The 22,890-nt window shown below is 64.9% G+C and carries 25 protein-coding genes; 9 read left to right on the top strand and 16 right to left on the bottom strand.

Going from position 1 to position 22,890, the window contains the following annotated elements; genetic code table 11:
* Positions 1-97: 97 nt before the first annotated feature.
* Positions 98-1,789, top strand: a complete 1,692-nt coding sequence (locus tag O9320_15820) for a dihydroxy-acid dehydratase (protein MCZ8312314.1) — start codon at positions 98-100, stop codon at positions 1,787-1,789.
* Here O9320_15820 and O9320_15815 read toward each other — a convergent pair.
* Complete coding sequence (locus tag O9320_15815; protein MCZ8312313.1) at positions 1,786-2,466, bottom strand: GNAT family protein; 681 nt, start codon at positions 2,464-2,466, stop codon at positions 1,786-1,788. The two genes, O9320_15820 and O9320_15815, sit on opposite strands and share 4 nt — an antisense overlap.
* 64 nt (positions 2,467-2,530) lie before the next feature.
* On the opposite strand from O9320_15815, the gene recQ reads away from it, so the two are divergent.
* Entirely contained in the window at positions 2,531-4,339 is a 1,809-nt protein-coding gene (gene recQ / locus O9320_15810) for a DNA helicase RecQ (GenBank protein ID MCZ8312312.1), read from the top strand.
* A gap of 65 nt (positions 4,340-4,404) precedes the next feature.
* Here recQ and hspQ read toward each other — a convergent pair whose 3' ends face one another.
* Both hspQ and O9320_15800 read right to left on the bottom strand, forming a co-directional pair.
* Positions 4,405-4,749: a heat shock protein HspQ gene (hspQ, locus tag O9320_15805; protein MCZ8312311.1), complete on the bottom strand. Its 345-nt coding sequence runs from the start codon at positions 4,747-4,749 to the stop codon at positions 4,405-4,407.
* A 1-nt stretch (position 4,750) separates the two neighbouring features.
* On the bottom strand, positions 4,751-5,521 hold the full coding sequence (locus tag O9320_15800) for a mechanosensitive ion channel (protein ID MCZ8312310.1): 771 nt from the start codon (positions 5,519-5,521) through the stop codon (positions 4,751-4,753).
* A 44-nt stretch (positions 5,522-5,565) separates the two neighbouring features.
* Between O9320_15800 and O9320_15795 the strand changes: the two genes are divergently transcribed.
* Complete coding sequence (locus tag O9320_15795; GenBank protein MCZ8312309.1) at positions 5,566-5,964, top strand: hypothetical protein; 399 nt, start codon at positions 5,566-5,568, stop codon at positions 5,962-5,964.
* 8 nt (positions 5,965-5,972) lie between these two features.
* On the opposite strand, the gene O9320_15790 is transcribed toward O9320_15795, so the two are convergent.
* A complete protein-coding gene (locus tag O9320_15790) occupies positions 5,973-6,752 on the bottom strand; it encodes a 3-hydroxybutyrate dehydrogenase (protein ID MCZ8312308.1) in 780 nt (259 codons plus the stop codon).
* A 97-nt stretch (positions 6,753-6,849) separates the two neighbouring features.
* Here O9320_15790 and O9320_15785 point away from each other — a divergent pair, with 97 nt between their 5' ends.
* On the top strand, positions 6,850-7,074 hold the full coding sequence (locus O9320_15785) for a hypothetical protein (protein ID MCZ8312307.1): 225 nt from the start codon (positions 6,850-6,852) through the stop codon (positions 7,072-7,074).
* Here the strand turns inward: O9320_15785 and O9320_15780 are convergent.
* Positions 7,064-7,246 carry a DUF1192 domain-containing protein gene (locus O9320_15780; protein ID MCZ8312306.1) on the bottom strand — a complete coding sequence of 61 codons (183 nt, stop codon included), beginning with the start codon at positions 7,244-7,246 and terminating at the stop codon, positions 7,064-7,066. The two genes, O9320_15785 and O9320_15780, sit on opposite strands and share 11 nt — an antisense overlap.
* A 29-nt stretch (positions 7,247-7,275) precedes the next feature.
* On the opposite strand from O9320_15780, the gene O9320_15775 reads away from it, so the two are divergent.
* Positions 7,276-8,277 carry an NAD(P)H-quinone oxidoreductase gene (locus tag O9320_15775; GenBank protein ID MCZ8312305.1) on the top strand — a complete coding sequence of 334 codons (1,002 nt, stop codon included), beginning with the start codon at positions 7,276-7,278 and terminating at the stop codon, positions 8,275-8,277.
* A 213-nt stretch (positions 8,278-8,490) separates the two neighbouring features.
* Here O9320_15775 and O9320_15770 read toward each other — a convergent pair whose 3' ends face one another.
* Positions 8,491-8,907: an Ohr family peroxiredoxin gene (locus tag O9320_15770; protein MCZ8312304.1), complete on the bottom strand. Its 417-nt coding sequence runs from the start codon at positions 8,905-8,907 to the stop codon at positions 8,491-8,493.
* A 65-nt stretch (positions 8,908-8,972) separates the two neighbouring features.
* On the bottom strand, positions 8,973-9,572 hold the full coding sequence (locus tag O9320_15765; GenBank protein ID MCZ8312303.1) for a helix-turn-helix domain containing protein: 600 nt from the start codon (positions 9,570-9,572) through the stop codon (positions 8,973-8,975).
* A gap of 153 nt (positions 9,573-9,725) precedes the next feature.
* Between O9320_15765 and O9320_15760 the strand changes: the two genes are divergently transcribed.
* Positions 9,726-10,295, top strand: coding sequence for an ester cyclase (locus O9320_15760; protein MCZ8312302.1), 570 nt, complete (start codon positions 9,726-9,728; stop codon positions 10,293-10,295).
* On the opposite strand, the gene O9320_15755 is transcribed toward O9320_15760, so the two are convergent.
* From O9320_15755 to O9320_15740, 4 genes are read right to left on the bottom strand one after another with little or no spacing between them, the layout of a single operon-like run.
* Positions 10,292-10,498, bottom strand: a complete 207-nt coding sequence (locus O9320_15755) for a DUF2783 domain-containing protein (GenBank protein MCZ8312301.1) — start codon at positions 10,496-10,498, stop codon at positions 10,292-10,294. The genes O9320_15760 and O9320_15755 overlap by 4 nt on opposite strands.
* 2 nt (positions 10,499-10,500) lie before the next feature.
* Positions 10,501-12,084, bottom strand: coding sequence for an FAD-dependent oxidoreductase (locus O9320_15750; protein ID MCZ8312300.1), 1,584 nt, complete (start codon positions 12,082-12,084; stop codon positions 10,501-10,503).
* Positions 12,085-12,098: 14 nt separating this feature from the next.
* Complete coding sequence (gene pcaF / locus O9320_15745) at positions 12,099-13,298, bottom strand: 3-oxoadipyl-CoA thiolase (GenBank protein ID MCZ8312299.1); 1,200 nt, start codon at positions 13,296-13,298, stop codon at positions 12,099-12,101.
* Positions 13,295-14,815 (bottom strand): 3-hydroxyacyl-CoA dehydrogenase, encoded by a 1,521-nt coding sequence (locus tag O9320_15740; protein MCZ8312298.1) that lies wholly within the window; start codon positions 14,813-14,815, stop codon positions 13,295-13,297. Before O9320_15740 ends, pcaF begins: the two co-directional genes overlap by 4 nt.
* A 28-nt stretch (positions 14,816-14,843) precedes the next feature.
* On the opposite strand from O9320_15740, the gene O9320_15735 reads away from it, so the two are divergent.
* Positions 14,844-15,647 carry a sulfite exporter TauE/SafE family protein gene (locus O9320_15735; protein MCZ8312297.1) on the top strand — a complete coding sequence of 268 codons (804 nt, stop codon included), beginning with the start codon at positions 14,844-14,846 and terminating at the stop codon, positions 15,645-15,647.
* On the opposite strand, the gene O9320_15730 is transcribed toward O9320_15735, so the two are convergent.
* The 3 genes from O9320_15730 to O9320_15720 form a co-directional block, all read right to left on the bottom strand.
* Entirely contained in the window at positions 15,644-16,261 is a 618-nt protein-coding gene (locus tag O9320_15730; protein ID MCZ8312296.1) for a DUF4126 domain-containing protein, read from the bottom strand. The two genes, O9320_15735 and O9320_15730, sit on opposite strands and share 4 nt — an antisense overlap.
* A 21-nt stretch (positions 16,262-16,282) precedes the next feature.
* Positions 16,283-18,157, bottom strand: coding sequence for a gamma-glutamyltransferase family protein (locus O9320_15725; GenBank protein MCZ8312295.1), 1,875 nt, complete (start codon positions 18,155-18,157; stop codon positions 16,283-16,285).
* A gap of 85 nt (positions 18,158-18,242) precedes the next feature.
* Positions 18,243-18,998, bottom strand: a complete 756-nt coding sequence (locus O9320_15720; GenBank protein MCZ8312294.1) for a DUF4197 domain-containing protein — start codon at positions 18,996-18,998, stop codon at positions 18,243-18,245.
* Between the two features lie 132 nt (positions 18,999-19,130).
* Here O9320_15720 and O9320_15715 point away from each other — a divergent pair, with 132 nt between their 5' ends.
* Both O9320_15715 and O9320_15710 read left to right on the top strand, forming a co-directional pair.
* The gene (locus O9320_15715) at positions 19,131-20,402 is read left to right on the top strand and encodes a pentapeptide repeat-containing protein (GenBank protein ID MCZ8312293.1); all 1,272 of its coding nucleotides are present in this window, start codon (positions 19,131-19,133) and stop codon (positions 20,400-20,402) included.
* A gap of 141 nt (positions 20,403-20,543) precedes the next feature.
* Complete coding sequence (locus O9320_15710) at positions 20,544-20,987, top strand: acyl-CoA thioesterase (GenBank protein MCZ8312292.1); 444 nt, start codon at positions 20,544-20,546, stop codon at positions 20,985-20,987.
* Here the strand turns inward: O9320_15710 and O9320_15705 are convergent.
* Positions 20,980-22,110: a hypothetical protein gene (locus tag O9320_15705; protein MCZ8312291.1), complete on the bottom strand. Its 1,131-nt coding sequence runs from the start codon at positions 22,108-22,110 to the stop codon at positions 20,980-20,982. The two genes, O9320_15710 and O9320_15705, sit on opposite strands and share 8 nt — an antisense overlap.
* A 15-nt stretch (positions 22,111-22,125) precedes the next feature.
* Positions 22,126-22,854 carry a GntR family transcriptional regulator gene (locus O9320_15700; GenBank protein ID MCZ8312290.1) on the bottom strand — a complete coding sequence of 243 codons (729 nt, stop codon included), beginning with the start codon at positions 22,852-22,854 and terminating at the stop codon, positions 22,126-22,128.
* Positions 22,855-22,890 lie beyond the last annotated feature (36 nt).

Here is a 22,890-nt window from a genome sequence, read left to right as displayed (position 1 = left end):
GGCCATATAGCCGAACGAATGTTAACATTGCATTTATACAATGCGCTTTGGCACAATACTCGCCGTAAGTCATTGCACAAAAAAGGAATAGAACGATATGGCGGACGCGCAGGGTTTCGATATCGGGCTCACCAATTACGGCGATCGCGACTTCGCGCGCTTCTTGCGCCGGTCGTTCGCGCGCTCGACGGGCCTGTCGGCGGCCTCGCTCGCCAAACCCATCGTCGGCATCGCGGCAACCCCGTCGGATTTCAACAATTGCCACCGCACGATGGACGAGCTTGTGGCGGCCGTCGTGCGCGGCGTCACGGCGGCGGGTGCGTTGGCGCGCGTGTTTCCGACCGTGTCGTTGGGCGAGGTGTTCCTCGAGCCCACGAGCCTCGTCTATCGCAATCTCATGGCGATGGACACCGAGGAGATGGTACGCGCCCAGCCCATGGACGCGGTCGTGCTGATCGGCGGCTGCGACAAAACCGTGCCCGCCCAGCTCATGGGTGCGGTGTCGGCGGACCGGCCTGCGATCCAACTTGTCACGGGGCCGATGATGACCGGCCGCCATCGCGGCCAGCGTCTGGGCGCTTGCACCGATTGCCGCAGCTTCTGGGGCAAGTACCGGGCGGGCAGCATCGATAAGCAAGAAATCGATACGGTCGAAGGCCGCCTCGCGGTCACGGCCGGCACATGCGCCGTAATGGGGACGGCCAGCACGATGGCGTGCATCGCCGAAACGCTCGGCATGTCGCTGCCGGGGACGGCCGCAATTCCGGCCGTGCATGCGGCCCGCCTGGTCGCGGCCGAAGAAACCGGCCGGGCCGCCGTCGGCCTCATCGCCAGCGGCTTGCGGCCGAGCAAAATCGTGACGCAGAAATCGATCGAGAACGCGCTGCGCGTACTGATGGCGCTGGGCGGGTCGACGAATGCGGTCGTGCATCTTACGGCTATCGCCGGGCGCTGCGGGGTCGCGATCGATTTCGACCGGCTCAATCGTATTTCCGACGAAACGCCGGTGCTGGTCGATCTGAAGCCGGTCGGCGATGGCTATATGGAAGATTTTTACGCAGCCGGCGGCGTTGGGGCCGTGTTGCGCGAATTGAAGCCGCTCCTGCATCTCGACACGATCGACGTCGAGGGCCGGACGTTGGGCGAGCGGCTCGCCGAACCGATCGACTGGGTCGACCGCAGCATTGTGAAGCCGTTCGACGCACCCGTCTCGCCGGTCGGCGGATTGATCGCCTTGCGCGGCAGTCTTGCCCCAGCAGGGGCGATCTTCAAGCGTGCGGCCGCCACGCCCGCTTTGTTCGAAACAGAAGGCCGTGCGGTCGTATTCGAGGATCTCGCCGACCTTGCCGCGCGCATCGACGATCCCGATCTCGACGTGGCGGCCGAGGATTTTCTGGTTCTCAAAAACGCAGGGCCCCATGCGGCCGGCATGCCGGAAGCAGGCTATCTGCCGATCCCGAAGAAGCTCGCGCGCCAGGGCGTCAAAGACATGGTGCGCATCTCGGATGCCCGCATGTCGGGGACCGCCTTCGGCACGATCGTGCTGCATGTGGCCCCTGAATCCGCAATCGGCGGACCGCTTGCGGCCGTGCGCAACGGCGATCGCATCCGCCTGTCGGTTTCGGCCAAAACGATCGATCTGCTGGTCGAGCCCGCCGAGATCGCGCGGCGCTTGGAAGGCCTGGCACCGCCGCCGATCCCCAAACGCGGCTACCGCAATCTCTATCGCCGCAGCGTGCTGCAAGCCCCGCAAGGCTGCGATTTCGATTTCCTCACTGGCGCGCCTTAGCGAAACGCGGCGAGCTCGCGTTTTTGCCAGCCCTTGGGATCGAAGTTCTCCGGCGCAAGCCACGCTTCGAATGCGGCTTTGATTGCGGGCCAGTCGCGGTCGATCATCGCGAACCAGGCCGTGTCGCGACTGCGGCCTTTGACGATCATATGCTGGCGGAACAGCCCTTCGTAGGTGAAGCCCAGGCGCAGGGCTGCCCGCTTCGAGGGTTCGTTCAGATCGTTGCACTTCCACTCGAAGCGCCGATAGCCCAGCGTTTCGAAGACATGCCGGGCGATCAGATACTGCGCCTCGGTGGCCGCGACCGTGCGCTGGAGGGCGGGCGTATAGAGGATCGAGCCCACCTCGATCACGCGATGCGTGCGGTCGATGCGCATCAGCGAAAGCCAGCCGACCGCACGGTCGTTTTTGTCCGCCACCGCCCAATAGATCGGATCGCCCGTTCCGGCCGCGATCTTCTGCACATGCGCGGCAAAGTCGGCTTTGTCCGCATACGGCCCCGTGAACAGATAGGCCCATTGTTGCTCTTTCGAAACGCCGTGCGAGAGCGCATAGAGCCCATCCGTATCGCGGGCCGGATCGAGCGGGCGCAAGCGGCAGTACCGGCCCTCGATCACGCAGTGTGCGGGCTGCGGGGCGGGGTGCGCCGCGATCTCGGGCCCCAGCGGAAGTTCCATGTTTATCGGCCTTTCGACAGGACGGCCATTGTGGCAGAGCGCGCGCGATGGCAGAAGAAAAAGCATGAATGCTTCGCTCGATTCGGCACGCCAGAAACTCAAGTCGATTTTCGGGTTCGACGATTTTCGCCCCGGCCAGGAAGCCGTGATCGCCGCCGTGCTGGCGGGCGAAAACGTGCTCGCGGTGATGCCGACGGGGGCGGGCAAATCTTTGTGCTACCAGCTGCCGGCCCTTGTGCGCGGCGGCCTCACGGTCGTGGTTTCGCCGCTTATCGCCTTGATGCGCGATCAGGTGGGGCAATTGCGCGAATACGGCATCGAGGCCGCAAGCCTCAACTCCTCCAACGACGCCGCCGACAATGCGGCCGTGCGCCGCGCGATCCGCGAAGACAGGCTGCGCCTGCTCTACGTGGCGCCCGAACGGCTCGTGCGCGATGACATGCGCGAATTGCTGGCCGAGGCGCACACGACACTGCTGGCGATCGACGAAGCGCATTGCGTATCGCAATGGGGCCACGATTTTCGCCCCGAATATCTGGTGATCGGGCGCATCCGTCGCGAGCTTGGCGACGTGCCGACCGTGGCCCTTACGGCGACCGCCGATGCGCCCACGCGCGCCGACATCGAGAGCAAACTTTTCTCGACCCCGCCGCGCTTGTTCGTGCGCTCTTTCGACCGGCCCAATCTGCGCCTTGCCATGCGCCCCAAACAACAGGCGCGTCAGCAGATCGCCGCGTTTCTGGCCGAGCGCAAGGGCCAGAGTGGGATCGTTTATTGTGCCTCGCGCAAGCGCACCGAGGAACTCGCCGAAGCGCTTTCCAAAACCGGCATTCGCGCCGTGCCCTACCATGCGGGCCTCGACGTTCGCGTGCGCAATGCGAACCAAGATTTGTTTTTGCAGGAAGACGGCATCGTCGTTTGCGCGACCGTGGCCTTCGGCATGGGCATCGACAAACCCGACGTGCGCTTCGTGGTGCATGCCGACCTGCCGTCGAACGTGGAGAGCTACTACCAGGAAATCGGCCGTGCTGGCCGCGACGGACTGCCCGCCGATACGCTCACGCTCTTCGGGCTCGACGATATGCGCCTCAGGCGCATGCAGATCGAACAGAGCGATGCGCCCGACGAGCGCAAGCGCATCGAGCGCCAGCGCTTCAACGCACTTGTGGCTTTGTGCGAAGCGCCGAGCTGCCGCCGGCAGTCGCTGCTCGCCTATTTCGGCGAAGCCTCGCAGCCCTGCGGCAATTGCGACCTGTGCCAAGACGGCGTCGAGACTGCCGACGCCACGATCGATGCGCAGAAGGCCATGTCGGCGATTCTGCGCACGGGCGAACGCTTCGGCACCGAACATCTTGTGCTCATTCTGACGGGTGCCGGCGGTGCTGCGATCGAGCGCTACGGCCATGCAGCACTGCCGACCTATGGCGTGGGCAAAGACCGCAGTGCGGGCGAATGGCGCTCGATCTTCCGGCAGATGTCGGCGGCCGGCCTTATCGCCCTCGACATTGCCGGGCATGGATCCTGGTCCGTGACGGAGCTCGGACGTGCGGTGCTGCGCGGGGCCGAAAAATTCGCCGTGCGCAAGGATGCGCTGTGGGCCGGCAAGGCCGAGAAGAAGGCCGCCAAGGGTGCGACCGCCCACGCCCCCGCCGACAGCGAATTGCTGGCGGCCCTCAAAGCGCTGCGCACGCGCCTTGCCAAAGAATTGCGCCAGCCGGCCTACGTGGTGTTCGCCGACCGCAGCCTGATCGAGATGGCGGCGATACGGCCGCAGAGCCTCGACGATATGCGCCTCGTGCACGGCGTGGGGGCGGCCAAACTCGAGCGCTACGGCAAGCCGTTTTTGGACGTCGTGCGCGCGCATCCACGCTGAAGCAAATTGCTTCTTTAGATTGCAACGCGACGCGCGCAAATGGGTCATCGGATTTCGCGGCCTTTTCAGTTCATCGTGGCGCCGAAGGACGAGGCGCGCGGCCGATAGAGCCCGTTTTTCGGGCCTTCGAAGGCGCGCTTGACGTCCGGATGCTCGACCGGCCCGCGCTCGGCGTCGGGCAGCAGATTCTGCTCGCTGACATAGGCCTGGTAGGCGCCCTGCTGGTCGTTGATCGCGTAGAGATGGTAGAAGGGCTGATCCTTGCGCGGCCGCAGATCGGCCGGGATCGCGTCGTACCATTCCTGGGTATTGGCGAAGATCGGATCGACGTCGAACACCACGCCGCGGAAGTCGTAGACGCGGTGGCGCACGATTTCGCCGATCCGAAATTTCGCTTCGCGCATTGCCATGTCAGCCGCCCGCAAAATTCGACTTGGAAAGATTGCGCAAGGCGAGATTCATCGACGAGCGCATCGCTCCCTCATCGGCGGGTTTGCACCAGCTGCGCAGCAGCACGGTCACGCTGTCTTTCGCGTATTTGACGATGATCGCCTCGGGTGCCGGGTTGGCAAGACAGCGCGGATCGCCCGACGCAAGCTTCACCAAACGCGCACATGCGCTTTCGACGTCGGCCTCGTCGGGCACCGTCACTTCGAAATCCAGGCGCTTGGACTGGTATTTCGAATGGTTTACGACCTTGTCGCCCCAGATCTTGCCGTTCGGGATCAGCACCTGGACATTGTCGTCGGTGCGAATGTCGGTCACGAACAGGTCGATCGCTTCGACGATGCCCTGCACGCCGCCCGCATCGATGCGGTCGCCCACACGGTAGGGGCGGAAGGCGAGCAGCATCACGCCGGCCGCGACGTTGGACAAAGTGCCCTGCAGCGCCAAGCCCACGGCCAAACCGGCGGCACCGAATACGGCGATCAGGCTCGCGGTCTGGATGCCGAATTGCGACAGGGCGGCCAGCACCACGACGACCAGAATGAGATAGCGCGAGAGGCTGGCGAGGAAGCGCGCGAGCGTGAGCTCGACCTTGCCTACACGCTCAAGCGTGGCGGCCACGCCGCGCTGCACGATGCCGGCAATCCAGCTGCCGACGACCAGAATCGCGACACCGGCCACAAAAGGCGGGCCGTAGGTCAGCAGGAAATTCTGGCCCTGCACGATCAAATCCATCGCGATCTCTCCCTGTTTTGGCGAAATTGGCTTAAGATAACGGTATGGCTGCACCCGCTCGCACGAATCTGCCGCCCAAAGGTCCCCCGGCCAAGGGCCCCGCTGGAAAGGGCCCCCCCGGCAAAGGCATGGCCGGTAAGCCCGGTACGGGCAAACGGCCGGTTGATCCGGAAGAAGAAGCGCCGGCTGCCCCGCCGCCCAACAATCGCGCGCGCTATCTGAAGCTGGCGCTGATCGCCACGGGGGTGTTGTCGGTGCTGCTCGTGGGCGGCGTTGGACTTTATATCGGCCTCAGCGGCGAACCCGCCCCGCCGCCTTTGACCGTCGAAGATGTGAGCCCGCCCACGCCCGCCCCGCGTCCCGCCGCGATCGGCCCGGTGCGCCAGGGCGACCTCAACGACGAATTGTGGCGCCGCATGGGCGTGCGGCCCGATACGCAGTAGGCGCAGGCTCATTGCGCGGTCCAACCGCCGTCGACCGAGAGGCTTGCCCCGCGAATCTGGTCGGCCGCCGGCGAGCACAAAAACGCGGTGAGACCGCCAATTTGCTCGGGCGTGGCGAATTCGTGCGACGGCTGTTTTTCGGCCAGCAATTCGATCTTGGCCGCTTCGCCTGAGATGCCTTTGCGCGCGGCGAGTGCATCGATCTGCTTTTGCACGAGCGGGGTCAAAACCCAGCCCGGGCAGATCGCGTTGGCGGTAATGCCGCTCTTGGCGGTTTCGAGCGCCACGACCTTGGTGAGGCCAATGAGCCCGTGCTTTGCCGCGACATAGGCCGATTTCTCGGCCGACGCGACGAGCCCGTGCGCTGAGGCGATATTGACGATGCGGCCCCAATTGCGCTTTTTCATCTCCGGCAGGGCCGCACGGATCGCCTGAAAGCACGAGGTGAGATTGAGCTGGATGACCTTGTCCCACATTTCGAGCGGGAAGGCATCGACCGGCGCCACGTGCTGCATGCCGGCATTGTTGACGAGAATATCGACCGAGCCCAATTCGCGCGCCGCGTCGGCCACAAGCCCTGCGACTTGCTCGGGCTTGGTCATGTCGGCACCGGAATAGGCGATTTTGGCCCCGCCCTTGCCGAGTTCGGCCTGCAGGGCCGAAATCGCGGCCGCATCGCCGAAGCCGTTCAGCATCACGTTGGCCCCTTGGGCCACGAGGGCGCGTGCAATGCCAAGGCCAATGCCGCTGGTCGAGCCCGTCACGATCGCCGATTTGCCCTTAAGCATGTGCCGATATCCTTTCCCGTTCCTGCGCGTTTGTGCCAAACAGTTCTAGCGCTTGGGCACGGCCCAAGCCAGACCGATCCAAACGTCGAATTCGCCCATGACCCAAACCCAAGCCTTGATCGTGGTGCTGTGCGGCTGGGGCCTGCCCTTGCTGCATGTGCTTTTTGCGCCCGGCATTGGCGGCTGGCGCCCGCCGCCGGGCTCGGGCTGCCCGATCGGCCATCGTTTCGGCTGGCTCGTCCTCGTGCTGCTGCTCGGGCCGATCGGTTGGCTGATGTTCGCCACACGCAAGCGGCGCCGGCGTAGCCCGCCTACTTCTTGAAAAAAGCGTCGGCGGCGGAGCGATGTTTGCCTTTGGCATCGATGGCGGCTTGCGCGCGCGCAATTTCGCCTTGGAGCCGTGCGATATAGGCTTCAAGCTCCGCAATGCCCCAGGAAGACAGGTCCTTGGGTTTGGCGAGTTTGTTTTTGGGTTCCAGATCTTCGAATTCCACCGTTTTTCTCCGCTACTAGCGAGGCTGCAATGACTCTCCCTCAAACTATGGCTGCCGTCGAGATGTCCGGCCCCGGCGGACCGGATGTGCTGCGCTTGGCCACCACAAAGCTGCCGGCGCTCAAAGACGGCGAGGTGCTGATTGAAGTGGCGGCGGCGGGCGTCAACCGGCCGGACGTGCTGCAGCGGACTGGCAAATATCCGCCGCCGCCGGGAGCACCCGATACGCTGGGCCTCGAAGTGGCCGGAAAGGTTGTGGCGGTTTCGCCTGGCGTGGCATGGCCCGTTGTCGGCGAACGTGTGTGCGCGCTCGTGGCGGGCGGGGGCTATGCGCAATATGCCGCTGCCCCGGCATTGCAATGCCTGCCGATCCCGGGGGCGTTCAGCGACATCGAAGCCGCCGCCATCCCTGAGACGTATTTCACCGTTTGGACGAACGTATTCGAACGCGGCGGCCTCAAGGCCGGCGAATATTTCATGGTGCATGGCGGGGCGTCGGGTATTGGCACCACGGCCATCCAGCTTGCCAAAGCGTTTGGCGCGCACGTGCTTGCGACCGTCGGCTCGGCCGAGAAATGTGCGGCCGTGGCCAAGCTGGGTGCGGACCGTGCTGTCGATTACAAGCGCGAAGACTTCGTCGAGGCGGCCAAGGCTTTCACCGGCGGCCACGGCATCGACCTCACGCTCGACATGGTCGGCGGCGACTATTTCATGCGCAATGTCGAAGCCGCCGCCGTCGAAGGCCGCATCGTGCAGATCGCATTTCTGCGCGGCTCCAAGATCGAGGTCGCCCTCGATCCGATCATGCGCAAGCGCCTGACCTATACAGGCTCGACGCTGCGGCCGCGCAGCGTGGCGCAGAAGGGCGAAATCGCCGCCGCCTTGCGCGAAAAAGTCTGGCCGCTGCTGGCCTCGGGCCAGGTGCGGCCGCTGATCTACAAAACCTTCCCGCTGGCCGAAGCGGCGGCCGCGCACGCGCTGATGGAGGCCGATACGCATATCGGCAAGATCGTGCTGACCGTCGGGAAATAGGTTACCAAACGCGACATAGGGCAACCGCAACCTATTTAAACGCTTGATATCGCAGAGATGTCGCCTCGGCGACGATTTCAGGTAACAGGTTGCCGAGAACCCGCTTTGCCGGTTTTGACGCGGCAAAGCGGGGCTCGCGGGTGGTCGAGGGGCGGGCATCCACATATGACAAATATATCCTAGAAAGGATAATTTATCAATGTGGATGGGGGGTTAAAGCAGCGTCAGTTCGAACGGTACGTTGCCGCGCGTGGCATTCGTGTAGGCGCACACGCGCTTGGCTTCCGCGATCACCTTGTCGCGGGCCTCGCCCGACACGCCCGGCACTTTGGCGGCAAGCTGCACTTTGAGGCCGTAGCTGCCGTCGTCGTTGACCAGCAGCGTGGCTTTGCCGTCGACTTCGACCAAGCCAATATCGAGCTTCATGCCCTGTGCGCTGAACTTGATCGAGCTTGCAAAGCAGCCTGCAAAACCGGCGGCAAAAAGCTGCTCGGGGTTCGTGGCCTTGCCGGGGCCGCCGAGCGCTGTGGGCATCGCCATCGGAACGTCGAGTAGGCCGTCGTCGGATGCGGCGCGGCCTTGGCGGCCATCCACGACATGCACGGCGGCCGTATAAAGATCTTTGGACATGGCAGAATCCTTGGGCTGGAGAGAGGGGGAGAGCCCGCCGAAAATGCTTTTAATTGATCGATCAGTCAATTAATATTTTTGATCGTTTGATTTGGCATGCCGAGGCGCGCTTTGGCGCTGGCTGCGACATGGGCAATCATCTGCGCATCGGCTCCCGCCCGGCCCAGCGCCATAATCGCGACGACGGCTCCGGTCAGCGCGTCCACTTCGACGGCGCTGTCGATCGCCGCGGCAAGCGTGCCGCGTGCTTGCGCGATCGCCAAATGGCGCGCGAAAAAATCGCGGATCTCCTGCAGTCGCCCGGCGGCGAGCGCTTTGGTCGCTTCCGAATGCCGATCGCGCTCGGCGATCGTGTTGACGATCAGGCAACCGCGCCGTTCCGGGTCTTCCGAGGCCAGGCGAACTTGCGTGTCGAGCCAGGCGGCGATGGCGTCGAGCCCGTCGCGGTCGCGCGGCAGGGTGCTGCGGAAAAGCGCTGCATAAGCCTCGAAGCAGCGGCGAAACAGCGTCTCTTTGTCGGTAAAGGCGGCGTAGAGGCTGCCCGGCTTGAGGCCGGTCGCCGCATAGATGTCGGCCATCGACGTGGCGGCGTAACCGTGTTTCCAGAACACGGCCATCGCCTGGTTCAAAACCGCATCCATGTCGAATTCACGTGTGCGTGCCATAGGGCCAATATGCGGATCGAACGATCCAGGCGCAAGAGGCGGCGCAAAGCCTTTTTAAAGATCGAACGATCAATTATATATTGACTGATCGATCAATAACTCTTACAGAGGCGCTGTTGTCCGCCCAACCCTGACCCCCGATCGGAGAAAACGATGAAGCGCCGTTTTGCTGCCCTGTTGCTTGCCGCAAGCTTCTTTGCGGCCGCCACCGGAACTGCCCACGCCCAAACCTTCACCGAGCCGACGGCACGCCCCGGCACGGTCGCCTACAATACGTGGCTGGGGCGCACCTTCAGCGAGGTGCTGCTGAACACGAAGTCGCAAGAAGAGCGTGTGCGGATCCTGAACCGCATCGTCGCGACAGACTATATCCAGCACAATCCGCTGGTCCCGCAGGGGCGCCAGGGCCTTATCGATTTCATCCCGGTGATTTTCCAGGCGATGCCCGATGCGCGCTTCATCCTGCACGACGTGTTCGCGACCGAAACGCGCGTCGTCACGCGTTGGACTTGGACCGGCACTGTGACCGGCCAAGGCTTCCTCGGCATCGCACCGACGGGCCAGAAGCTCGAATTCGACGTGATCGATGTGTGGACCGTGCGCGACGGCCAACTCTACGAACATTGGGACCAGTTCGATTGGCCGCGCGCTTTGATCCAGGCCGGCGTGCAAGGCCTGCCGCAGCCCTTCGTCGATATCGCAGCACGGCCCTATAGCCGCTAAGCGGAAGGGCTGTTCGCCCGGGCTGCTGCGGCGAGCGCTTCGTCGATCGTTTCGGGATCGCCGATATGGTTCGCCAGCAGCAGTACCAGCTTGGCGTTGAGTTTGGCCGAGGCGGCATCGTCGAGATCGCGATGCGCCTCGACCAGCTTGGCGTAGAAAGCATCGGGATCGGCAAAACCGGGTTCGCTGCGAAGTTTCGCCATCGTCACATCCCCTTGCCGCACGCACGCGCATAGGCGGTGCGGATCGCTGCCGCATCGAACTGCCGCAGGCGGCAGCACACATATTGGTCCGGCCGAAACAGATAGGCCGTGCCGGAGGTGGCGTCGTAACGCTGATGTGCAAGCCCTTGCGGATCGTCGGACTCAGCAAGTGCGACAACCGAAATCGGCAGATCGGGAAAGGCGGGCGCCGCGCCGCCGAACACGAGCAGCGTGAAGCCGCCCTTGAGCCGGTCGAGCAGCCAGCCATCTGCCAAGGGTGCGTCGCGTGCGGGCGATCCCGGTGCAGGGCCGCCCGCGAAGGCATGCGCGTCCGGCGTCGATAGGGCCGAAGCCAAATAGTGCGTAGCCTGCGACAAACGTCCGGAATTGACGAGGCCGCGCGCAAACGCATGGTGCGGGGCGAGTTCGAGCACGGCATCGCGGAACAATTTGGCGGCGGCGTTTTTGGGCGTGATGAAATCTGTGGCGCGCGTCGAATGCCCGATATTCTCGTCGGCTGCTGTCCCTCGCTCCGCCTCGTAGCTGTCGAGCAAAGCTTCGGGCGCTTGGCCGTCGAGTACGGCGCAGAGTTTCCACACGAGATTGTCGGCATCCTGCACGCCGGAATTGGCGCCGCGCGCGCCGAACGGGCTCACCTGGTGGGCGGCATCGCCCGCAAACAACACGCGCCCGTGGCGCAAGCGCTCGAGCCGCCGACATTGGAACGTGTAGACGCTGACCCATTCGAGCTCGAACGAAATGTCCGGCCCCAGCATCGCCTGCACGCGTGGGATCACGCGCGCCGGGTCTTTTTCGGCCGCCGGGTCCGCGTTGGCCCCAAGCTGGAAATCGATGCGCCATAGATCGTCGGGCTGTTTGTGCAGCAAGGTCGAGCCGCCTTCGTGGAACGGCGGATCGAACCAGAACCAGCGCTCGGTGGGGAATTCGGCCTGCATGCGCACATCGGCGATCAGAAATCGGTCTTCGAATACGCGGCCTTTGAAATCGAGCCCGAGCATTTTGCGCGTCGGGCTGCGTGCCCCATCGCACGCCACGACCCAGTCGGCTTCGATGCGATAGGAGCCTGCGGGCGTTTCGATTCCGAGGCCGACATGGTCGGCGTGCATGTCGAGGCCCGCAACCTTGCTTGCAAAACGCAGATCGAGATTGGGCAGCGCCAAGGCGCGATCGACGAGGAATTTCTCGAGCCAATATTGCTGCAGATTGACGAACGCAGGAAACCGATGGCCGCCCTCGGGCAAGAGATCGAACGCGTAAATCTGCTGCGGCCCGTGGAACACTTTGCCGACCTGCCAGGTGACGCCCTTCTCGACGATGGGGGCGGCACAGCCGAGCCGGTCGAAAATTTCGAGCGTGCGCTTGGCGTAGCACAGGCCGCGCGAGCCGTGCGACACGCTCGTGTCGTCGTCGAGCAGCACGACTTTGCGGCCGCGTTGCGCAAAATCGATCGCCGTCGCAAGCCCGACCGGCCCCGCGCCGATCACCACAACCGGATGGCGCACGGGGCGCGCGGCCGCACTGTCGGCACTCGGGCGAAATTCGTACTGCGGATAGACGAAGCCCATCGCGCCTCGCGCCGCTACGCGCGCTCGAGGGCGAGAGCGATCCCTTGGCCCACGCCGATGCACATCGTGGCCAGCGCGCGCTTTTTGCCGGTGTTGACGAGCTCGCGTGCAGCCGTAAGCGCCAGCCGCGCGCCCGACATGCCGAGCGGATGGCCAAGCGCGATCGCCCCGCCATTTGGGTTTACGTGTGCTGCATCGTCGGCAATGCCCAACTCGCGGAGCACTGCGAGCGCTTGGGCGGCAAACGCCTCGTTGAGTTCGATCACGTCGAGATCGGCGATCTTCCAGCCCAACCGTGCCAGCAATTTCTGCGCGGCCGGTGCGGGACCGATGCCCATGATGCGCGACGGCACGCCGGCCGTGGCCGCACCCACCACGCGCGCCAGCGGGTTGAGGCCGAAGCGCTTGACCATCGCTTCGCTTGCGACGAGCAGCGAAGCCGCACCGTCGTTCACGCCCGACGCATTGCCGGCCGTGACGCTGCCGCCCGCGCGGAACGGCGCTTTGAGTTTCGCGAGCGCTTCGAGCGAGGTTGCGCGCGGATGTTCGTCCGCTTCGACGCGCACCACGTCTTTGCCCTTGCGCGTGTCGATGCCGACGATCTCCTGCGCGAACCGCCCGCTTGCTTGGGCTGCCAACGCGCGCTGCTGGCTGCGCAGTGCAAACGCGTCTTGGTCCGCGCGCGCAATGCCGAAATCGGCGGCGACGTTTTCGGCCGTTTCGGGCATCGAATCGATGCCGTGCATCTGTTTCATCAGCGGATTGACGAAGCGCCAGCCGATCGTGGTGTCGTAGATCGCAGGCTCGCGCCCGAAAGCGGTTTCCGATTTCGGCATGACGAAGGGGGCACGGCTCATGCTTTCCACGCCGCCCGCTACAATCATGTCGCACTCGCCGGTGCGGATCGCGCGCGCGGCATAGGCGAGCGCGTCGAGGCCCGAGCCGCACAGCCGGTTGATCGTGGTGCCCGAGATTTCGACCGGCAAGCCTGCCAGCAGCAGCGCCATGCGCGCGACATTGCGATTGTCTTCGCCGGCTTGGTTGGCACAGCCATAGACGACGTCGTCGACCATCGCCCAATCCACGCCCGCATTGCGCCGTACGAGCTCGCGCAGCGGGGCGGCGGCAAGATCGTCGGTGCGCACGCCGGAGAGCGCGCCGCCGTAGCGGCCGATCGGCGTGCGGATTCCATCGACGATATAGGCTTCGCTCATTGTGCGGATTCCCTGGCGACGAGGCGGTTGAGGCGCGGGCTGGCGCGGTAGCGGTCTTCGCCGTAATGGCGTTTGAGATTGTCGAGCACGGACTTGACGAGGTCGAGCCCAATCTCGTTGCCCCAAGCAAACGGGCCGTCCGGGTAGTTGACGCCGAGCGTCATCGCAAGATCGATGTCTTCGGGGCTCGCCACACCGTGCTGCGCCATGTCGAGCGCTTCGTTGACGAGCATTGCGACTGTGCGCAGCACGACAAGGCCGGGCGCGTCGTCGATCAGCGACACGGCAACGCCCATCGCCTGGAAAAAACCCGCCGCCGAGGCCGCCGCCTGGCCCGTCGCTTGGTCGGCGACGGAAATCGCAATGCGGGTCGCACTTGCGTAGTCGAGGGCGAGGTCGAACAGGACAAGCTCGTTTTCGTTTGTGTCGCGCGCGCGCCGGGTCGCACTGCGCCCGTCGGAAAGATGCAAGACGGTGCCGTCGATCAGCAGACGCGGGCCTGCTTCGGTTGCCGGGCGGCGATGCACGAAGAGGCCTGCCTCTTTGGCGCGCGCCAGCAACGGCTCGAGCCGCTCGTCCTCGCCTTCGCGCGTGACTTGGGCGGGCTTGGGCGCTTCCGGCTCGCTCGAGATCGGCGGGTTTTCGGCACCCTTCCCGTAGGCGAAGAATCCGCGCCCGCTTTTGCGCCCGAAGCGCCCGGCCGCGACCATTTCGCTCTGCACATTCGAGGGCAGATATCGCGGATCGTTGAAGGTCGCGGCGTAGACGGCGTTGGTGACCGCGAAATTGATGTCGTGGCCGATCAGATCCATGAGCGCGCACGGCCCCATCTTGAAGCCGCCCGCTTCGCACATCACGGCATCGAGCGTGGCGGCATCGACCGCGCGCTCGCCCAGCAGGCGCAATGCTTCGCCGTAGAAGGGCCGCGCACAGCGATTGACGATGAAGCCCGGCGTGGAGATCGCCTTGACCGGTGTTTTGCCCCAAGCACGCGCGGTGTCGCACAAGATCTCGGTCGTGGCCGCATTGGTGCCGAGGCCCGACACGATCTCGACGAGTTTCATGAGCGGTGCGGGGTTGAAAAAGTGGAAACCCGCAACGCGGCCCGGATGTTCGAGATCGCGTGCAAGTGCCGAGATCGACAAAGACGAGGTGTTGCTGGCCAGAATGCAGTCGGGACCGACGATCGCTTCGAGTTCGGAAAACAACGCGCGCTTGGCGGCGACGTCTTCGACGATGGCCTCGATCGCAAGCGCACACACGTCGAAATCAGCGAGGCTTTCGGCGGGCTCGATGCGGCCGAGTGTCGCTTCGGCTTTGTCGGCCGCAAGTTTGCCTTTGGCCACGAGCCCGTCGAAGGTTTTGGCCATCGCGGCAATCGCCGCATCGACGGCACCGTCGCGCCGGTCGAACAGCCGCACGCGGTGCCCTGCCAGCGCTGCGACTTGCGCAATGCCCGCCCCCATGGCGCCGGCACCCACAATGCCGATCGTCCGGTCCGGTGCGATGGCGGCCATTTGCGTTTCCTTTCGCGAAAGGCGCACCATGCCAAGGCTTGATGCCGCCCGCAATCTTCCTCTCGCCGCCGCTCCGGATATCGCCATGACGCCTTTCGTGCTGACGGGTTTTGCCGTTCTTGTCGTGTGCACGTCGACCCTGTCGGGGATCTTCGGCATGGCCGGCGGCGTCATTCTGATCGGCGTGCTGCTGAGCTTCATGCCGGTCCCCGCCGCCATGGCTTTGCATGGGGCTACGCAGATCGCGGCGAACCTGTCGCGCGCTTTCATGTGGCGGCGCCATATCCGCACCGCGACGGCGTTGTTCTATGTGGCGGGCGCGCTCGGCGCGGTGCTGCTGTGGTCGCTGTTTTTGTACGTGCCCGAGCGCGCGCACGCGTTTGTGGCGCTGGGGCTCATTCCGTTTGCGGTGCGCCTCGTGCCCGATGCCTGGCAGGGCCGGCCCGAGAACCGGCTCGATGCCGTGCTCTACGGGGCGATCTGCATGACCGCCATTCTGATGACCGGCGTGGCCGGCCCGATGCTCGACGCGTTTTTCCTGCGCGGAAAATTCGACCGGCGCGAGATCGTGGCGACCAAATCGGCCGTGCAGAGCTTCGGACATTTCGCCAAGCTCGTCTATTTCGGCGCGTTGATCGACGATGTCGTGTTCGAAGAGCCGCACGTGCTGGCCGTCGCGATCGCGATGGCGGTGCTGGGGACAAGCCTTGGCGGCCTCGTGCTCGAGCGCATGAAAGACGTCGCGTTCCGCCGCTGGGCCGACGGCATCGTCAATGCCGTGAGCCTTTGGTATCTCGGCTACGGACTCTATCTGCTGTTCGTTAAGGCTTAAGTGCTGGCGCGCGTGCCGAACAGCCCCGCCAATTTGCGCAGCAAGAAGCCGACGAACTTCGCCAGATACCAAAGGGCGACGACCATCACGGCGACGAGGACGGCAAGGGCGATCAAAAACAGCGTCGGGTTCGCGGCCGCAAGATAGAGGCCGCCGAACAAGGTTGCGTCCTCCGCCAACGACGCGCCTGTTGTACCCACCACGGGCGCATGCGCATTCACGAACAAACGCCCGCTTGCCTTCGTCGCATGCGTGCCCAGCGCCAACGCGCCGCCGCCAAGCAGGGCAGCCAGATGCAAAGCGGGATCGGCTTGGCCGACGGCTGCCGCCGCGAGGAACGCGCCCGCCGGAATGCGGATGAACGTATGTAGCGTGTCCCACAACGTATCCACGCCTGGGATCTTGTCGGCGACGAACTGGACGGCATAGAGCAGCCCCGCCACGAGCATCACTTCCGGCCGTGCGACCAAGCCAAGCTCGCCCGGCAGATCGACGACGCCGAACCACTGCATCGCACCCAGCGCGAGTACTGCGCCATAGAGATTGAGCCCGCTCGCCCAGGCAACTGCCGAGGCGAGAGCGAGGACCGCGTGGCTGCCGCCGTCTTCGAGCATGGCGGCGAGCGGCTCGTGCGCCTAGCGGCCGACCGCGTAGGCTTGCTGTTGGCGCGGCGTGGCTGCGGCCTTCAGCAATTTGCCTTCGCGCTTGGCGGCGGCGTTGCGGCCCAGCGACCAGTCGCCGCCGATCTCGATGTCGTGGCCCTTTGCCTTGAGGGCGTCGACCGTTTCCTTGGAGAAGCGCGCTTCGAGCTGCACCTTGCCGGGGCGCGCTTCACGCGGGAAAAACGAGTTCGGCCAATGGTCGGTCTGCAGCATCGGCTGGTCCATCGCGGCCTGCATGTTGAGGCCGTGATCGACATGGCGGATGAAAAACTGCGCGATCCATTGGTCCTGGTTGTCGCCGCCGGGCGAACCGAAAGCGAGCCACGGCTTGCCGTCTTTCATTGCCATCGACGGCGTGAGCGTCGTGCGCGGGCGCATGTTGGGCTTGAGGCTCGAGGGCAGGCCCTCTTGCAGCCAGAACATCTGCGCGCGTGTGCCCAGACAGAAGCCGAGCTCCGGCACGGTCGGCGAAGATTGCAGCCAGCCGCCGGAAGGCGTGCAGGCCACGACATTGCCCCAGCGATCGACCACGTCGAGATGGCACGTATCGCCCTCGGCGGGGCCGCGCGCGGCACGCCCCTCGCGCGCAAAGGCGGAAGCGCCGCCGTCGCGATAGGCATCCTGCTTCTGCTGGTCGCTTTCCACGCGTGCGGGTTCGCCGAAGCCGCCCATGCCGGGGATCGCGCGCTTGGTGCCGACGACGTTGAAGTGCGGCAGCACGGCCGCGCGGCCCAAAGGCGCGCCGGGGCGCAATTCGAGCGAGGCTTTGTCGCCGATGAGCTTGCGCCGCTCGGCATTGTAGGCATCCGACAGCAACGCCTCGAGCGGCACGTCGGCGAAATTGGGATCGGCATACCAGGCTTCGCGGTCGGCATAGGCAAGCTTGGTCGCTTCGACGAGCAGATGGATGAAGTCGGGGCCGTTCGTGTCCATCGCGGGCACGTCGTAGCCTTGCAGCAACGCCAGCACCTGCAGCAGCACGGGGCCCTGGCTCCAGGGCCCGGCTTTGCAAACGGTCACGCCGCGATAATCGTAGGTCGCGGGCGCTTCGAACGTGGCCTGCCACGCGGCCATGTCGGCTCCCGTCAGCACGCCCTTGTGCGGCCGGCCCGAGACGTCCATGACGTCGGTCGTGCGGCTGAAACGGTCGATCGCTTCGGCGACGAAGCCTTTGTAATAGGCCGCGCGCGCTTTTTCGATCTGCGCTTCGCGGTCGGGACCGGCCGAAGCGCCCTCGGCCAAGATCCGCTCGAGAGTCGCCGCCAGTTTGGGCGTGGCGAACAGGGCGCCGGCCGTCGGCACGGTACCGCCCGGCATCCAAGTTGCGGCCGAGCTCGTCCAGTGGTTCTTGAAAATCTCGGCGACCGACGACACGGCACCGGCAACGCCGGGCAGCAGCGGAAAGCCGTTTTTGGCGTAGCCGATGGCGGGGGCCAGCGCTTCGGCAAGCGTGATCGTACCGTAGTCGCGCAGCATCAGCATCCAGGCATCGAACGCACCCGGCACTGTCGCCGCCAGCAAGCCCGTGCCCGGTACGAGATCGAGCCCTTCGCTTTTGTAGTGCGCGATCGTGGCGCCGGCAGGCGAGGTCCCTTGGCCGCAGATCACTTTGGGCGTGCCGTCGGCGGTGCAGGCGATGAGGACGGCGTCGCCGCCGAGACCGTTCATGTGCGGCTCGACGACTTGAAGCGTGAAGCCCGCCGCGACGGCCGCGTCGAACGCGTTGCCGCCTTTTTCGAGGATCGACATGCCGACCTGGCTCGCGATCCAATGGGTCGAAGAAACGACGCCGAACGTGCCGACGATTTCGGGACGCGTGGTGAAGGTCGATTGTGCGGCAGGCGGCATGTGCGAGGACTCCGGCGTGAAGGGCGATATCGTGCGACCATAGCGCCTCGCGGCCTAGCTGGATAGATCGGGCGCAGGCTATGGTCTAGCCGAAGACTTTGCGCAACAGCTCGGTCGTGCGCGCGGCGGGATTGGCGCGGATGTCGGCTTCTTCGCGCGCGACATAGTGGAAAATGCCGTCGAGGCCTTTGTCGCGCGTCCAGTCGGCAAGGTCGGCCGAGACGTTCGGCACGCCCGGCAGATTGCGATAGCTGCCGAGCATACGGTCGTAGGCCGCGACGGCACCGGCGTTTTTGAGTGCCTGTTCGATCGGCGGGCGCAGCTTGGCCCCGAGTTCGCTGCCCGTGGTGCGGCGCAAATACTGTGTCGCGGCGTCGGCCGGACCGTTCAGGATACCGGTTGCGTCCGACACGGTCATGCTGCGGATCGCGCGCACGAAGATATCTTTGGCGGCATTCATGGCTTGTTCGGCCGCACGGTTCATGCGCGTTTCGAGATCGTCGGCCATTCCCGATTGGCCGACGCTGCGCAACGCACTTTGCACGCGCGCGAGCTGCTCGGGCAGCGGAATGCGTACGGCTGTGTCGCCGAGAAACCCGTCGGTGCGGCCGAGCTTTGCAACCGCCGCCGTACTGCCTTTTTCGAGCGCGTCTTTGAGGCCTTGTGCGATCTCAGCGGCCGACATTCCGCGCCCGCGCGTGCTGCCGGTGCTGCTGCCGGGGACGGCGACGCCGCCTTGGTTCAGGAGGTTGCGCCCTTGGTCGAGCAGGCTTTGGGCAGCGAGCGGCGAGGCTGCGAGGGTTGCAGCACCTGTGCCCAGCAAAAAACGACGACGCTGCATCGACCTGTCTCCAATGTTGGGATTGAGCGTGCGAGCCTAGCAAATCGCGCGGTTTTACGCATCGCGAAGGTGCTAAAGGCTTGAATTAGCAGTTCTGATCGGGCAGTTTGGCGCGTGTCAAAAGGCGGTGCGATGCTCTCGACCCAGTCCTCGAAGATTCAGCGCAAGAAATATTCGCATTCGGAACTCGCGAATGCGATCGCGTTGCACGAGCGCTTTCGCACCGGCAAACCCGGCGGCGTGCGCGCACAGCTTGCGTTTGCCGATCTCTCGGGCATGGCGATGGCGGGCGCCAATCTCGCGGAAGCCGACTGCACGGGTGCTTCGTTTCGCGGCGCCATGCTGTCGGATTGCGTGTTCGACCGTGCGGCCCTGTTCGCCTGCGATTTTCGCGAAGCCGATCTCGAGGGTGCGAGCCTCGTGCGCGCCGATCTGCGCGGGGCGTGTTTGCGCGGCGCCAATCTCACGCGCGCCAATCTGATCCAGGCCGATTTGCGCGAAGGCTCGATCACGCAGAAGGACAAAGCCGGCAATCTGCACGCGTTGCGCCTGGGCAAAGTGGGGCCGGCCGAATTGCAGGGTGCGACGCTTGCCGCCGCGAACCTCTCCGAAGCGTCGATGGAAGGCATGTCGGCAGGCCAGGCCGATTTCACCGACGCGATCATGCGCGACTGCAAATTGGCGCGCGCCAATCTGCAGAAGGCGCAGTTCACGGGCGCCAATCTCGCCGGGGCCGATCTGCGCGGTGCCAACTGCACGGGGGCTTCGCTCGACGGCGCTGTGATGACGGGCGTGAAGCTTGCCGATGCCGTGATGGACGGCGCTTCGCTGGTCGATGTCGTCAACGACAATCTCGCGGGCAAAGCACTCGCCGAGCAGGGTGTCGCGCCCGAAGAATTGCTGCGCTTGCACGCACTCTGGGCGCAGACGGGCGGGGCGCAAGGCAAGGCCGCCGATCTTTCCGGCTACGATTGCCGCAGCCTGCCGCCTTTGGCGGGGCTCGTCCTCGTGGGCTTGCGCGCGGAAAAGGCGATCCTCGTCGGGCTCGATCTGCGGGGCTGCCAATTGCAGGGTGCTCGCCTTATGGGAGCGGATTTGCGCGACTGCAAACTCGCCGGGGCGGATTTGCGCGGCGTCAATCTCACGGGGGCGAAACTCACGCGCGCCGATCTGCGCGACTGCGATTTTTCGCCGCTCGTGATCGGTGCGGATCGCAGCTTTGCCGCCAAGCTCGACCAGGCGGCGTTGCGCGCGGTCGATCTGCGCGGTGCCAAACTCGGCGGGGCCAGCCTCGACCGTGTCGATCTGCGCGACGCGATCGCCGACGACGACCAACTCAAGGGCTTGCGGCTCGACACGGCCCTTCTCGATGCGCGCGCCAAAGCCCGGCTCGCCGCGGAATAGGTTTTTCTGCTGCTGCAGCGCAATATTGTTTTGTCACAGCATAATATGAATTATTTGCACGACATATTGCACTGCAGCACCGCATGTGCGATGCTCTCTTCCTGGAAGGTGGCGTCCGATTCTCCGTAGGAGGGACATTGGATGAGCTATCTCGATCAAACGCAGCACATTGCCACATCGAACCTTGCTGCACCGCCAACGCGCCATCCGCGCGGCGAATTGGCGTCGCGCACCTTGGCGATGCCGGCCGACACCAATCCGCGCGGCGACGTGTTCGGCGGCTGGATCATGTCGCTGATGGATGTTGCCGGCAAAATGAGCGCGACCCGCTATGCGCACGGCCGCGTGGCGACGGTGGCGGTCTCGAACATTGTGTTCCACCGGCCGGTCAATGTCGGCGACACGGTGTGCTGCTACACGCAGCTCGTCAAAATCGGCCGCACCTCGATTTGTTTCGACGTCGAAGTGTGGGTGCTGCGCCAGGGCCACGGCGAACGCGTGATGGTGACGGACGCGAATTTCACCTACGTCGCCCTTGACGATGCCGGCCAGCCGCAGCCGCTGGCGGCGACAAGCGTTACGTGATCTCCGGGATTCTGTAGGGCAGCGCTTCGGCTTCGAAGCCGGCGAGGTCCTGCGGCTGCAGGCCGACGACGATCGGGTCGGCCTCTTCGCGCTGCACGAGCAGGCGCGTGTTGAACAGATCGTGGTTGTAGCCGTGTTTGTCGACGATGCGGTGCACGACGAGCGGCAACGCCGTTTCGCCGACTTTGCCGCCGGTGATCTGGCTGCGGATGCGCGAAATCGCATGGCCGCCCACGGTGAGGCCTTGCAGCTTGTCCACGAGCTTTTCGGCGCGGGCCAGAAACAGGATCGTGTCGAGCTGGCGCACGACCGGCGGCTCGGTCGGGCGCACGAAACTGCCCACGCACACCTGGTTCGCCTGCGCCTTGCCGATCAGGCGCGCCAATTGGATCGTCACTTCGCCCACGAGATATTCGAAGCCGCGGGGCCTTGTTCCTTCGATCTGGTGGTAGGCGTAATGCGCCCCCACCGAAAAACACGTGCGCAAGGTCGGCACGAAATCGGCCTGGCCGCGCAGGCGGGCGACCGCATTGTCGGCCAAGATCAGCACGAGCGCCGCATAGGTGCGCAGATCGGCTTCGAAGCCGCGCGCGCGGTTCCAGACATAGAATCCGTCGCCGACGGTCGAGCGCGCGAGCTCGATATCGAGGCCGATCTCGGCCATCTTCTTGGCGGCGTTGTTGATCGAAAATTCGAGGCTCGCAAGCTGCGCCATCTGCGCCAGCGGATCGACCTTCGAAAAGCCGACGATGTCGAACAGCATCACCGCGCGATGCTCGGTGCGCGACACGCCGTAGCGGCGCACGACCTGGTCCACGACTTGCGGATCGACGTCGCCTTTGTTGTCGCCGACCGTGAAGGGCAGCTCCACGCGGATTGGGCGCGCCTGCAGCGTCTTGGCGACTTCGCCGAAAGTCTGCGCGCCCATCTGGCGGCTGCCCGACAGCACGCGTGGCACTTTGGGCGCTTCGGCCAAAACGCGCCATACGGGGGCTGCACAGATCGACACGACATTGCCCGCGACCGTCCAGCCCGCAATCATGTGCTGGCCGAGTTTCCAAGCCGCCTGCAAAGCGAAATCGAGTTCGCGCAAACCGTCGCGGATTTCGTCCGGTGTCGCCATGGCGCAATCCTACGGCTAAACCACCTCGGAAACATAGTGGTGGCGGTGGGTGGCGCAGCGCGAGACGCGCCATTCGCAGGGCCGTCCGTCGAGGGCGAAGGCGATGCGGTCGATCTCGAGCAAGGGAGCACCGCTGCGCAAACCGAGATGGGCTGCGTCTTCCGGGCTGGCGGCGACGGCCTTGAGCTTTTCGGCCGCACGCGCGACCGACACGCCGAAACGGTCCTGGTAGAGCTTGTAGAGTTCGTTGGGCAGGTCCGCGCGGTCGCGCACGTCGAGCCCCTGGAACAAAGCCGCTGGTACAACGATGCGCTCGACGATCGCGGCCGCTCCGTCGAGCAGGCGCAGGCGCTGCAGCCGCACCACGCGGGCGGACGCCGCAAGGCCGAGGCGTTGGGCCTCGTCGCGCGTGGCGGGCCCGGCCTTCAGCGACAGAACGCGGCTGCCGGGCAAGGCGCGCCTGCCGTCGTCGCCGACGAGATGGAAAAAATGGAACAAGGCGCGCGCTTGCGTGTGCTCGGCCACAAAGGTGCCGCGGCCCTGGCGGCGCACGATCAGATTGGCCTTGGCGATGTCGTCCAGCGCCCGGCGCACGGTGCCTTGGCTCACGCCGAGGCTGGCGGCAAGCGCAGGCTCGGGCGGCAGTTTTTCGCCCGCCCGCCATACGCCGCTGCCGAGTTTCTGCATCAAAGCCTGTTTGGCACGCGCATAGAGCGGCAGTGGGCGGGAGAGTTTCGAACGCATAGTCTTCTATAAGATAGAAGATACGATTGACGCAAG

The sequence above is a fragment of the Magnetospirillum sp. genome, from assembly GCA_027532905.1.
Classification (GTDB): Bacteria; Pseudomonadota; Alphaproteobacteria; order CACIAM-22H2; family CACIAM-22H2; genus Tagaea.
The sequence above is the reverse complement of the archived record's forward strand: the minus strand, read 5'-3'. Positions and strand labels throughout refer to the sequence as shown.

Coding starts and splice junctions, on each gene's coding strand:
- O9320_15820 (MCZ8312314.1), top strand. CDS start 98: ATGGCGGACGCGCAGGGTTTCGATATCGGGCTCACCAATTACGGCGAT.
- O9320_15815 (MCZ8312313.1), bottom strand. CDS start 2,466: ATGGAACTTCCGCTGGGGCCCGAGATCGCGGCGCACCCCGCCCCGCAG.
- recQ (MCZ8312312.1), top strand. CDS start 2,531: ATGAATGCTTCGCTCGATTCGGCACGCCAGAAACTCAAGTCGATTTTC.
- hspQ (MCZ8312311.1), bottom strand. CDS start 4,749: ATGGCAATGCGCGAAGCGAAATTTCGGATCGGCGAAATCGTGCGCCAC.
- O9320_15800 (MCZ8312310.1), bottom strand. CDS start 5,521: ATGGATTTGATCGTGCAGGGCCAGAATTTCCTGCTGACCTACGGCCCG.
- O9320_15795 (MCZ8312309.1), top strand. CDS start 5,566: ATGGCTGCACCCGCTCGCACGAATCTGCCGCCCAAAGGTCCCCCGGCC.
- O9320_15790 (MCZ8312308.1), bottom strand. CDS start 6,752: ATGCTTAAGGGCAAATCGGCGATCGTGACGGGCTCGACCAGCGGCATT.
- O9320_15785 (MCZ8312307.1), top strand. CDS start 6,850: ATGACCCAAACCCAAGCCTTGATCGTGGTGCTGTGCGGCTGGGGCCTG.
- O9320_15775 (MCZ8312305.1), top strand. CDS start 7,276: ATGACTCTCCCTCAAACTATGGCTGCCGTCGAGATGTCCGGCCCCGGC.
- O9320_15770 (MCZ8312304.1), bottom strand. CDS start 8,907: ATGTCCAAAGATCTTTATACGGCCGCCGTGCATGTCGTGGATGGCCGC.
- O9320_15765 (MCZ8312303.1), bottom strand. CDS start 9,572: ATGGCACGCACACGTGAATTCGACATGGATGCGGTTTTGAACCAGGCG.
- O9320_15760 (MCZ8312302.1), top strand. CDS start 9,726: ATGAAGCGCCGTTTTGCTGCCCTGTTGCTTGCCGCAAGCTTCTTTGCG.
- O9320_15755 (MCZ8312301.1), bottom strand. CDS start 10,498: ATGGCGAAACTTCGCAGCGAACCCGGTTTTGCCGATCCCGATGCTTTC.
- O9320_15750 (MCZ8312300.1), bottom strand. CDS start 12,084: ATGGGCTTCGTCTATCCGCAGTACGAATTTCGCCCGAGTGCCGACAGT.
- pcaF (MCZ8312299.1), bottom strand. CDS start 13,298: ATGAGCGAAGCCTATATCGTCGATGGAATCCGCACGCCGATCGGCCGC.
- O9320_15740 (MCZ8312298.1), bottom strand. CDS start 14,815: ATGGCCGCCATCGCACCGGACCGGACGATCGGCATTGTGGGTGCCGGC.
- O9320_15735 (MCZ8312297.1), top strand. CDS start 14,844: ATGCCAAGGCTTGATGCCGCCCGCAATCTTCCTCTCGCCGCCGCTCCG.
- O9320_15730 (MCZ8312296.1), bottom strand. CDS start 16,261: ATGCTCGAAGACGGCGGCAGCCACGCGGTCCTCGCTCTCGCCTCGGCA.
- O9320_15725 (MCZ8312295.1), bottom strand. CDS start 18,157: ATGCCGCCTGCCGCACAATCGACCTTCACCACGCGTCCCGAAATCGTC.
- O9320_15720 (MCZ8312294.1), bottom strand. CDS start 18,998: ATGCAGCGTCGTCGTTTTTTGCTGGGCACAGGTGCTGCAACCCTCGCA.
- O9320_15715 (MCZ8312293.1), top strand. CDS start 19,131: ATGCTCTCGACCCAGTCCTCGAAGATTCAGCGCAAGAAATATTCGCAT.
- O9320_15710 (MCZ8312292.1), top strand. CDS start 20,544: ATGAGCTATCTCGATCAAACGCAGCACATTGCCACATCGAACCTTGCT.
- O9320_15705 (MCZ8312291.1), bottom strand. CDS start 22,110: ATGGCGACACCGGACGAAATCCGCGACGGTTTGCGCGAACTCGATTTC.
- O9320_15700 (MCZ8312290.1), bottom strand. CDS start 22,854: ATGCGTTCGAAACTCTCCCGCCCACTGCCGCTCTATGCGCGTGCCAAA.